Below are 10289 nucleotides of genomic sequence, written 5' to 3' on the forward strand. Positions count from 1 at the left end.
GACGAAGAACAGGAGCGAAAAGGACCAAAAAATCGCCCAAAGCACACACGAAAACGGATACATCAAGCCAAGAAAAACTTTTTGGAGAAATTCAAAACAGCTTCTTAAATCATTCTTACTCCATGTAATCGGTGGTGAATTTGTTATAATAGCTTTAGCAGTTCTTTTTCCCTCATCAAATCGTTTACGTTTTTTTCGGGAGATACCAGCATCATGCTTCTTATCACGTCTCCTTGTTGGCAAGTATAATCATAATACGCTTGCTGTTCTTCATTCAGTTTGTCTTTTGGAATGACTTCCGTACGCATTTCGACAAATTCTTCTAAGGGGATTTCATTCCCTTGGCGCACGAAGACTACCCGTCGGGCGATGGGGTTGCGGCTATAATCGTGTGTCAGGTAGATGCCTTTCATCCAACCGGGGTATTCGATAAGCGGCAATTGCAAGAAGACTACTTTCAGTGCCAATTGCAAGTGCTTTTGTTCATTAAACATCAAGTACCCTATTTGGAACGGAGAAAACACGCCCACGCCTGCATAATAATCACCGTTCATGTTTTGCGAGTAAACTTTGGGCAACGCATCGCCGTCGGTGATAGAAGCTATCATATACGGTTCCACTTTCAGCCCGTCGGAGAAAGAAGACGAACTGTATGCCAAATACAGTCCTGTATAGATTCCTGCATTGGGCAGGTAGCGCAAGGCTTCTTTTTCGATGTCATCCAGAAACGGGCGGGCATTGTTCTTGTTGCTTGCCTGCCGGGGCTCGATATGGTTTACCTTATCATATAAGGTGTCCAGGCATCCCAGCAGTTTGCGTTTCGATACGTTGTTTACTTGTTGCAGGGCTTTGTCTAACGCCGCTTCCTGATCTTCTCCGCCAGAAACAAGATTGACATACATCGGAAGTACGGAAGAGTAGAGCGATGACAGAACGCTCGAAGCGATGTCGGTCTCTTCGGATATGTCTTTCATCCTTACCCCCGATTCGCGGAGCTTTTTCATTCGTTCGTAAAGGGAGAGTAATCTGTCCATAGTCGTTTTGTCGATTTTTTGCAAATGTACGATTTAGATGTTACAGCAATATTTCAATTGTTTCATTTCGGTGACATTATCTTGATATAAAGATGAATTTATAAATGTCCTGTAAAAGAGGTTTATAATACATCATAAATTAATTCTTTCAGAATCAAGGGCGGGATAGCTTTGCACTCGAAATCAGACTAAAACGTTGAAAGATATGAAACAATTGATTAAAAACAGGAATTTATCGGAAGTGCTGCTCATCTTGTGGGCAGGAGGTGCGGCATTGCTTTCTTATTCGTTGGTGTATGCCTTGCGCAAGCCTTATACGGCGGCTTCGTTTGAAGGATTGGAGTTCTTTGGAAGCGATTACAAAGTGGCGGTGACCACTATTCAGATTTTGGGTTATGTGATTGCCAAGTTTTTCGGCATTAAGATTATTTCGGAACTGAAGAAGGAGAACCGCTTCCGTTTCTTTGTAGGTTCGGCAGTGCTTGCCGAGGCGGCATTGGTAGGGTTCGGATTGCTGGATACTCCTTGGAATGTCATCGCGATGTTTGTCAATGGCCTTTCGCTGGGCTGCATGTGGGGCGTGATATTCAGTTTTATCGAAGGGCGGAAAGTGACCGACATTCTGGCAAGCCTGTTGGGTGTAAGCATGGTGTTCAGTTCGGGCGTGGCGAAAAGCTTTGGGTTGTTTGCCATGAACGAAATGCACATCAGCCAGTTCTGGATGCCTGCGGTCATCGGCGGTTTTGCCTTGCCTTTGCTGGTGCTGATGGGATACATGCTGAAGCGGCTTCCGCAGCCCACGGCAGAAGACATCGCCCTGCGCAACGAGCGTGTGACGCTGGACAGCAAGGGACGCAAGGCGCTCTTCTTGAAATACGCGCCGATATTGACCTTGTTGTTTGTCGGCAACTTCATGCTCCTCGTTTTGCGTGACATCAAAGAAGACTTCCTGGTGTACATCTTGGACATGAGCAACCAGTCGTCGTGGATGTTTGCCCGGATAGATACGATTGTGACGCTGATTATTTTAGGCATTTTCGCCCTGTTCATCTTCTTCCGCAGCAATATCCGTGCGCTGCTTTGGCTGATGACCCTGGTGATTGCCGGATGCCTCACCATGACGTATGTGTCTTATCATTACGATACGCTCGACCTCTCGCCCGTGATGTGGCTTTTCATTGAAAGCTTGTCGCTGTATATCGCTTACCTGACTTTCCAGACGGTTTTCTTCGACCGGTTTATCGCTTGTTTCCGAATCAAGGGGAATGTAGGTTTCTTCATAGCGATGATTGACTTTATCGGCTATCTGGGCACGGTGACGTTGTTGTCTACCAAAGAGCTGCTCAACATCGAGGTAGAATGGTTTGCCCTGTTCAATCATATCGCTTGCGGCGTGGGCGCCTTGTGTACGGTTCTGTTTACCGTTGCGGGAATCCTCATTTACCGTAAGTACAACGCTACGCTCGAAGCGAAGAAGGCTGATGAAATGTGTGTGAACGCGCAATATAGTATGTAAATATATAAATAAGGTATATGGAAAAGACTTACGATGTCATCATCATCGGTGGCGGATTATTGGGATGCGCTACTGCTTATCAGTTGGCAAAACGGAAAGCCGGAAGAATCTTGCTGCTTGACGGAAACGAAATCGCTTCGCAGGCATCATCGCGTGCGGCTTGCCTGCTGACACGTGCCCGGACCAAACCGGCTTTGATGGAACTGGTGCAGGAAACCTATGATTGCATCGCTGAAATAGAAGACCTGTTGGGTGAATCGCTGGAGCTTCAACAGTGTGGAAGCATTACGATTGCTTCGTCTGAAACATCGTTGAAAGGACTGGAAGCCTTGGAAGAAGCTGCAACCCGTTTTGGCATACCTAATGAACGTATTACGAAAGACAAAGTGAAGGCATTGCTCCCGTGGATGGAGGTGGATGCAGTCGATGTGGCACTTTATATGCCTACCGATGCATTTATTGATTCGGCTTTGCTTTGTTCAAGCTATGCGAAAGCCGCTGCCCGTTTGGGGGTAACGCTTCGTCCGAATTGTAAAGTGAAGGAGATAATGGTTGAAGGAGAACGTATTTGCGGTGTCCGGCTGGCTGACGGTGAATGCGTAGAAGCTCCGGTTGTGGTCAATGCGGCAGGTTCGTGGGCCAATCTGTTGATGCGTCCCCTCCATGTAGGGCTTCCGTTTACGCCGGTTCGCAGCCATTTCTGGATAACGAAGATTGACAAGGAGCGTTTTCCGGCAGGGCATCCGTTTACCGTGATTCCCGATGCCCGTGCCTTCACCCGCTCGGATGTGGGTGCCTTGATTATCGGCTTGCGCGAAAGCCGTTGCCAGTCGTTCGACCCGGCTACTCTGACCGGACAACTGGAAGATTTCGATTTCCGCAAGGAAGCCGAATGGATGGTGCTCGACGAATGTGCGCCGCTGCTGAAGCCTTACTTGCACGATATTGACGATTTGCCCATTGCGCATTACATGGCAGGCCCGTCTTGCTATGTGCCCGATGCCATGTTCATCATCGGTCCGGTGCAGGCATACGCAGGGCTGTTCACCGTTACCGGATGCTGCGGAGGCGGCGTTGCGGCAGGCGGAGGCATGGGGCGGCTGGCTGCGGAACTGATTACGGGCGAGACTCCTTTTGTCAATCCGGCGTTGTTCGCTCCCGAACGCTTCGGCGAGGTAGACCCGTTCTCGCCCGAGTTTCAACAGCGTTGCGCCGATGCCCGTTCGAACAAGAAAGGCGGATAAGTTTGGGATTTGTTGCCCACGCCGTGGGGAAGGTTTCCAGCTTTAGGATTTCATGTTGTACATTGCGGGAAGCTTTCGCACGCCTAAACTGGACACAACGGAAAAATAGTAAATGGTAAACAGTAAAATAGTCAATAATGAAACGGTATATTGTATTTTTGAAACAGGTTCCTCAGTCGACTAAAGTGGAACTTGACCCGGTGACAAAGACATTGAAGCGTTCTTCGGCATTGAGTCGGACGAATCCGGATGACTTGTATGCCTTGCAAATGGCGCTCGACTTAAAACGAGATACCGCAGCCGAAGTGGTTGCGGTCAGCATGGGACCGGCCTCGGCAGAAACCGTATTGCGCGAAGCGTTGCAGCGGGGCGCCGACCGGGCGATATTGCTTTCTTCTCCGGCTTTTGCCGGAAGCGATACGTGGTGTACGAGCCTGGTTCTGGCTGCGGCTGTGCGCAAGATAGGAGCGTACGACTTGTTGTTCTTCGGCAAAATGGCAATCGACGGCGATACGGCGCAAGTGGGGTCGGAAGTGGCAGGGCAGCTGGATATTCCTCAAGTCACCTGCCTGTCTGCCGTCGGGCAGCTGACCGAACATACGATAAGCGTCAGCCGGAAAGCGGGGGCGTATTTGCAGCGGATGGAAATCGAGTTGCCTTGCGCCGTGATGGTAAGCCGTGAAAACGGCGAACTGGATTGCATGACTTTATCGGGCTGGCGCCGGGCGCAACGGCAGGAAATCCTTCGTTGGGACGAGAAGGACCTGGGCATAGATGCGTCTTCCGTAGGGCTGTATGCTTCTCCTACGCGGGTGGTATCGACCGCGGTGCCTGTCCGGAAAAAAGAAATCAAATGGTGTACGGATGCAGCCGCATTTGCTGAAGCAATTAAATAAGTGTGCAAAATGATATGATCAGAAACACAGATTTTCGCGGATTAGCGCAGATTATTTTTATTTACGATTTGACAATTTACTATCTACTGTTTGAGCACTAAATCGTACTTCGTAAATCAAAAATAGTAAATCAAAAGAATCCGTGAAAATCTGCGTTAATCTGCGTTTCTGAGATGGCTACATTATATAAATTAATTCTCAACATCTACTTATTAAACGAATCTTATCACTTATAACGAATGAATCTTATGAATGAACATACTGCCTCTTTTGCGCTTCGGGTGCGCAAAGACCAATGTATCGGTTGTGGAATGTGTGCGGACGCTTGTGCTTACAGTGCCATCCGCATGGCGGAATATCCGGAAATCGACCCGTATAAATGTCGTTTGTGCGGAAGTTGTGTGCAAGCCTGCCCTTCGGAGGCTTTGGTGTTGAATGAACCGGAGACGCAGACGCAAATTTCCGGCGGAACGTCTAAAGGCATTTGGGTGCTTGCCGAAACAGAAGCGGACGGAAACCTTTCTGCGGTTACAAAAGAATTGTTAGGGAAGGCTGCCGTTCTGGCAGAAAAGCTGCATCAGGATGTAGAGGCTCTTTTAATCGGGAGTGAATCGGATGCGGCGGTGTCTTCGTTGGCGGCGTATGGAGCACAGCGGATACATCTTGCCGGGCATCCGTCGTTGGCTTCGTTCATCGAAGAAAATTATGCCCGTGCTGCCGTTCAGGTTATCCGCGAATGCCGTCCGGACATCTTGCTGGTAGGCGCAACGCCTCGTGGACGTGGATTGTCTGCCCGTATTGCAGCCTTGCTTCAAACGGGTTTGACTGCCGATTGTACGGAGTTGGACATTGATGCCGAAACAGGCCTGCTTCAGCAGATACGTCCGGCTTTTGGCGGAAACTTAATGGCTACGATTGCTACTCCGGCGCACCGTCCGCAAATGGCTTCGGTACGTCCGGGAGTGATGAAAGCGCGTGAAGCGGACCCTGCCTTGAAAGGGGAATGCATCCGTCATGATTTATCGGACTTTAAGTGCGACGGCCGTATCCGCTTATTGGACGAGGTATTGGAAACAGCCGGCGGGGATTCGTTGGGGAACAGCCGGATTGTGGTCGGAGTAGGGCGTGGCGTGAAGAAAAAAGAAACGGTAGAACACATCTGCCAATGGGCAAAACGATTGGGAGCAGCTGTTGCCGGGTCGCGTGCTGCGGTAGAAGCCGGTTTGATTGACGCGCATTTGCAAGTAGGGCAGACCGGCCAGACCATTGCTCCGGATTTGTATATCGCTATCGGCATCAGCGGGCAAATCCAGCACACGGCAGGCATTGCCGGTGCGAAACGGATTATCGCCATTAATCCGGACAAGACTGCGCCGATATTTAATGTGGCGGATTACGGTTGGGCGGTTCCGGTAGAAGAAGCGCTTCCTCAACTAATGGCTGTGCAGGTATGAAGAAAATCGTAGCTGGATTGTTGGGTCTCATTCTCTTGTTGGGAGGAGTGACAACGCAGGCGCAAGAGCAGCTGAAAGTAAAGTTCCGTTCGCGTGCCCTGCTCGATGCCGCCGTGTCGGGTTATGGCAAAGAAGACGTGCAAGGCTATTATCGGCTGGAAGATTTCCGGGTCGGGTTCAAAGCGACTTACGGGCAGTGGGAGGCAAAAGCCGATATCGGATTGGGAGGAGGTAAAGTAGCGATAAAGGATTTGTTGCTGAATTACCACTTTAAGAACAGTGTGCTTTCGCTGGGCAATGCGTACGAGCCTTTTTCGATGGATATGTTGATAAGCACAGCCGATTTGCGCTTCCATCAGTCGGCTGCATCGGTCTTGGCTTTTACCGATAGCCGGAAGTTGGGTGCAACGTATCATTTCTATACCGATTCGTGGTATCTTGCTACGGGTGTCTATACGCATAATGATATCAATAAGATAGGGAGCAATCAGAAGAATGCCTTTGTATCGACTTCCCGTGCCGTATGGCGCAAGCAAGGGAAAGACCATCAGCTGATTCACGTAGGCGGTGCCTTTTCTTTCCGTACGAAACAGGTCAATACCGAAGAGCCGCCTGTGGGCACGGTAGATAGTGAGGGCATTACATCGATGTTTCCTGCTTCGTTGCTTGAAGCTGAAGTGCCGAATATGGGAACAGAGGTGAAAGGGGTAGTTGAGGCATTATACACCGCTCCACGCTGGATGGTTCAAGCCGAATATTATTTCGACCGTTTGAACCGCACGGATGGCAGGAAGGCATACCGTCCGCACGGGGGATACATTCAAGGCGGTTTCTTGTTGAAAGGACGCAGCTTCGAATACGATGCGGTGTATGGCATACCGAGCCGTCCGGCTACTCCACAAGCTATCGAACTGGTTGCCCGCTTGAATTATACGGACATGAACGATAACCGTGCAGGAATTTATGGAGGTGAGGAGACCGACTTGTCTTTAGGTGTAAACTGGTACATCAACCAATATTTAGGAGTGAAGCTGAACGGCAGCTATGTATGGGTAGGGGAGCATTGCAACGCTTTTTATAAGAAAGACTTCTTTCTTGCCCAGCTTCGGTTGCAGTATATTTTCTGAAAAGGAAAAGGCGCGGAAAGAATCAGAATCCTGATTGTTTCTGCGCCTTTGCAATTTATGCGTTGTAAACCTTATTCGCTCCATACTGTCTGGTACCACGAAATGGCGGAACGGTAATAGTCGTTCCATCGGGTATTTCCTGGCACGGCATCGGGAATGTACATGCCCATTCCGCAATAGCGGTCTTCGTCTACTCTGAAAGTGGAGTGATTCGTGATACAGCTTTTGGCAAGTACGGTCTGGTCCAATACTTGCTGGAAAGACTCCGGAAGTGTCCCTCCATTCAGCTGGCGGATGACATCTGCTACATCGAACGAGAAGTATTGGTAGTCGTTTATTCCATATTGCTGGATGGAGTGAAGCGAAAGATCTTCGAGGGCGGATGTGTGTTGGGAGAGTTGCTCCCTCACGGCTGTGGCAAAAACGTCCATCTGTTTGCAGTCTACTACGGCATAAGTTCCCCATAGCCCTCTGCTTTTATTGAAATTGATGACATTTTCGCAAAGTTTGTCGAAGTCGATTTCGTCTTGATACAAGTTATTCAATATCTCGTGGTAAGGGAAACCTACTACTGGTGTTTCCAATACCGAAGCGATGCAATAGCGTGTGGCGTGACGCAGTTCGTAGCACACTTCGGCGGTTTGCATCATGCAGGCATCGAATAGCACGAAGTCGAGATTGTCTGGGAAAGTCTGTTCCAGTACGTCGGCAAGTTCGGGGATGTTGATAGAGTTATAGACATTCCCGTCTTGTCCGAATGATTTGGTAGCAATGTCTGTGCCTGCAGCAGGCATCCAGCTGGTAGCATGTGAACCGAAGATAAGTCCATAGCTGAGCGAGGGAACAATGTCTGCCATCATTTGCAAGTTGGCACGCATCACTTCCGGATCGGTTGAAGTTCCCGTTACGGCAGTATAGCGGTTGGCTTGTGCGATGACGTTGCCTTGAGTGATGTCATTGCCTTCCAAAGCTGGTTGGCCGTTGATTTGCCCGTGTCCATCAGAGAAATAGGCAAGGATTTGCGCTTCGTTAATGTATTGGTTGCTGGAAGTCGGTTTGTAGTAAATGAGCAGCGTGCATGAGTCTCCACTTTCAGCAAGGCTTTCGTACATCCATTGTACATTGTTCATAATATCTTCGTCCAGATTGTTGTTGGCAATCAAATAGGCAAGTATGGCACGCTTGGCCTGTACCGGCTGTTCATGTTCGGGTATTTCGTCCGAACAGCCCGTCAGGATGAAAAGTGAAACAATGTATAGGAATAATTTTCTCATAATCAATAAATCTCTGCTTTTTCAAATTTGAATTCAGGGTCTACGTCAAGAAGCACCAGCGTATTTCCCTTCTGGTATTTTTCTTTCAGCTTGTTGATTTCCTTTTGCAGGTTTTTCTTTTTTTTGTTGTAGTAAACGAAGCACGTACGGTTTTTCCCGTTTTCCTGTTGTTCCAGGTATTCTTTTAGCTGGATGCTGTATTGTGCACGTCCTACCAGCAATCCGTCACCGCCTACCATGGCACTGTCTACATATTGGATATCTGTGAAATAAACCAGTGAGTCACTGAATGAAGCCGATACTCCAGCGATGTAGACGCCGTATTTGTTCTTGTTTTTCGGCGATTTGGCAAGAACGGGTATCACGATGGATGCGATGAGCAAAAAGCAAAGCAGTTTAATCTGTTTCATAAATTTATAAGTTTTACAAAGCAAAAGTAAGCAATTGTAGGCATATATGAAACCGTCTGGAGTGAAATTAACATATTTAAGTTCGTTTTCGGAAGGAAGTCATTGGCTGAGCGTGGCATTCCTTTACCTTATTATATAATATAGCTTACAGGGCATAATAGTGAAAAAGCTGTAAGTGTCCGTAGACCTTACAGCTTTTTGTAAATTCGGAAACCGATGTTCGTTTATCCTAAATAAGATTTGAGCAGTTTGCTACGCGAGTTTTGTCTTAATCTTCTGATGGCTTTTTCCTTAATCTGGCGCACACGTTCGCGTGTCAGTCCAAATTTGTCACCAATTTCTTCCAACGTCATTTCTTGCGTTCCTATACCGAAAAACATCTGGATAATTTCCTTCTCTCTTTCGGTCAACGTAGAAAGCGCTCTGTCGATTTCCCTCGAAAGTGATTCATTCACCAAGGAGCGGTCCGCCATAGGGGAGTCGTCGTTTACCAGCACGTCCAGTAGGCTGTTGTCTTCTCCTTCCACGAAAGGAGCGTCTACAGAGATGTGGCGTCCTGAAACTTTCAGCGTGTCCGAAATCTTGTCTACCGGGATTTCCAGTTCGTCTGCCAGCTCTTCCGGTGACGGACGGCGTTCGTTTTCTTGTTCGAATTTAGAGAAAGCCTTGCTGATTTTGTTCAGCGAACCTACCTGGTTCAATGGCAAGCGCACGATACGGGATTGCTCGGCCAGTGCTTGGAGAATAGATTGACGAATCCACCATACGGCGTAACTGATGAATTTGAAACCACGGGTCTCGTCAAACTTCTCGGCAGCCTTAATCAAGCCCAGATTTCCTTCGTTTATCAAGTCTGGAAGGCTCAATCCTTGGTTTTGATACTGTTTGGCCACTGATACTACAAATCGCAGGTTTGCACGTGTAAGTTTCTCTAACGCTGCACGATCGCCTTTGCGAATACGCTGAGCGAGTTCCACTTCTTCCTCTACCGTAATCAGGTCTTCGCGTCCGATTTCCTGAAGGTATTTGTCCAAAGAGGCGCTCTCTCGGTTAGTGATACTTTTGGTAATCTTAAGTTGTCTCATTATTTATACCGAATTTGGGAACAAAGATAAGAATTTTTCCTGATATAATAGCTCTTGATTTAATATAAATTGGGTGAATTAACAAAAATATGCTTCTGTTTGCTTGGATTTTTTTGTTTTAGGCAAAAATTTTTTAGGAATTTCTTAGTTCCTATGTTTGTAATGTGCTAGCAAAATAGCATAAAGCCAAGAGAATTATTAAATTTGTAAATGAAAGAAATAACTTAATAAAACCTATGACTTTATGCG

9 protein-coding genes are annotated in these 10289 nt (G+C 47.8%); 5 read left to right on the forward strand and 4 right to left on the reverse strand.

Going from position 1 to position 10289, the window contains the following annotated elements:
* Positions 1–143: 143 nt before the first annotated feature.
* Entirely contained in the window at positions 144–1034 is an 891-nt protein-coding gene (locus B5F71_RS17370; RefSeq protein ID WP_087212812.1) for a hypothetical protein, read from the reverse strand.
* A 205-nt stretch (positions 1035–1239) separates the two neighbouring features.
* Between B5F71_RS17370 and B5F71_RS17375 the strand changes: the two genes are divergently transcribed.
* From B5F71_RS17375 to B5F71_RS17395, 5 genes are all read left to right on the forward strand, one after another.
* On the forward strand, positions 1240–2550 hold the full coding sequence (locus B5F71_RS17375; protein WP_087212815.1) for a DUF5690 family protein: 1311 nt from the start codon (positions 1240–1242) through the stop codon (positions 2548–2550).
* A gap of 17 nt (positions 2551–2567) precedes the next feature.
* On the forward strand, positions 2568–3794 hold the full coding sequence (locus B5F71_RS17380) for an FAD-dependent oxidoreductase (protein WP_087212818.1): 1227 nt from the start codon (positions 2568–2570) through the stop codon (positions 3792–3794).
* Positions 3795–3931: 137 nt separating this feature from the next.
* A complete protein-coding gene (locus B5F71_RS17385; RefSeq protein WP_087212821.1) occupies positions 3932–4690 on the forward strand; it encodes an electron transfer flavoprotein subunit beta/FixA family protein in 759 nt (252 codons plus the stop codon).
* Positions 4691–4938: 248 nt separating this feature from the next.
* The gene (locus B5F71_RS17390) at positions 4939–6144 is read left to right on the forward strand and encodes an electron transfer flavoprotein subunit alpha (protein WP_087212824.1); all 1206 of its coding nucleotides are present in this window, start codon (positions 4939–4941) and stop codon (positions 6142–6144) included.
* Positions 6141–7271: a porin gene (locus B5F71_RS17395; protein ID WP_087212826.1), complete on the forward strand. Its 1131-nt coding sequence runs from the start codon at positions 6141–6143 to the stop codon at positions 7269–7271. Before B5F71_RS17390 ends, B5F71_RS17395 begins: the two co-directional genes overlap by 4 nt.
* 71 nt (positions 7272–7342) lie before the next feature.
* On the opposite strand, the gene B5F71_RS17400 is transcribed toward B5F71_RS17395, so the two are convergent.
* The 3 genes from B5F71_RS17400 to B5F71_RS17410 form a co-directional block, all read right to left on the reverse strand.
* Positions 7343–8545, reverse strand: a complete 1203-nt coding sequence (locus B5F71_RS17400) for a clostripain-related cysteine peptidase (protein WP_087212829.1) — start codon at positions 8543–8545, stop codon at positions 7343–7345.
* Positions 8546–8547: 2 nt separating this feature from the next.
* Positions 8548–8955 carry a hypothetical protein gene (locus tag B5F71_RS17405; RefSeq protein ID WP_022041230.1) on the reverse strand — a complete coding sequence of 136 codons (408 nt, stop codon included), beginning with the start codon at positions 8953–8955 and terminating at the stop codon, positions 8548–8550.
* A gap of 224 nt (positions 8956–9179) precedes the next feature.
* Positions 9180–10040 carry an RNA polymerase sigma factor RpoD/SigA gene (locus tag B5F71_RS17410; protein WP_022041231.1) on the reverse strand — a complete coding sequence of 287 codons (861 nt, stop codon included), beginning with the start codon at positions 10038–10040 and terminating at the stop codon, positions 9180–9182.
* Between the last annotated feature and the right edge of the window lie 249 nt (positions 10041–10289).

Source organism: Bacteroides sp. An269, from assembly GCF_002159755.1.
GTDB lineage: Bacteria > Bacteroidota > Bacteroidia > Bacteroidales > Bacteroidaceae > Phocaeicola > Phocaeicola intestinalis.

What these genes read in the sequence shown, in the direction of transcription:
- B5F71_RS17370 (WP_087212812.1), bottom strand. Translation starts at nt 1,034, where the DNA reads ATGGACAGATTACTCTCCCTTTACGAACGAATGAAAAAGCTCCGCGAA.
- B5F71_RS17375 (WP_087212815.1), top strand. Translation starts at nt 1,240, where the DNA reads ATGAAACAATTGATTAAAAACAGGAATTTATCGGAAGTGCTGCTCATC.
- B5F71_RS17380 (WP_087212818.1), top strand. Translation starts at nt 2,568, where the DNA reads ATGGAAAAGACTTACGATGTCATCATCATCGGTGGCGGATTATTGGGA.
- B5F71_RS17385 (WP_087212821.1), top strand. Translation starts at nt 3,932, where the DNA reads ATGAAACGGTATATTGTATTTTTGAAACAGGTTCCTCAGTCGACTAAA.
- B5F71_RS17390 (WP_087212824.1), top strand. Translation starts at nt 4,939, where the DNA reads ATGAATGAACATACTGCCTCTTTTGCGCTTCGGGTGCGCAAAGACCAA.
- B5F71_RS17395 (WP_087212826.1), top strand. Translation starts at nt 6,141, where the DNA reads ATGAAGAAAATCGTAGCTGGATTGTTGGGTCTCATTCTCTTGTTGGGA.
- B5F71_RS17400 (WP_087212829.1), bottom strand. Translation starts at nt 8,545, where the DNA reads ATGAGAAAATTATTCCTATACATTGTTTCACTTTTCATCCTGACGGGC.
- B5F71_RS17405 (WP_022041230.1), bottom strand. Translation starts at nt 8,955, where the DNA reads ATGAAACAGATTAAACTGCTTTGCTTTTTGCTCATCGCATCCATCGTG.
- B5F71_RS17410 (WP_022041231.1), bottom strand. Translation starts at nt 10,040, where the DNA reads ATGAGACAACTTAAGATTACCAAAAGTATCACTAACCGAGAGAGCGCC.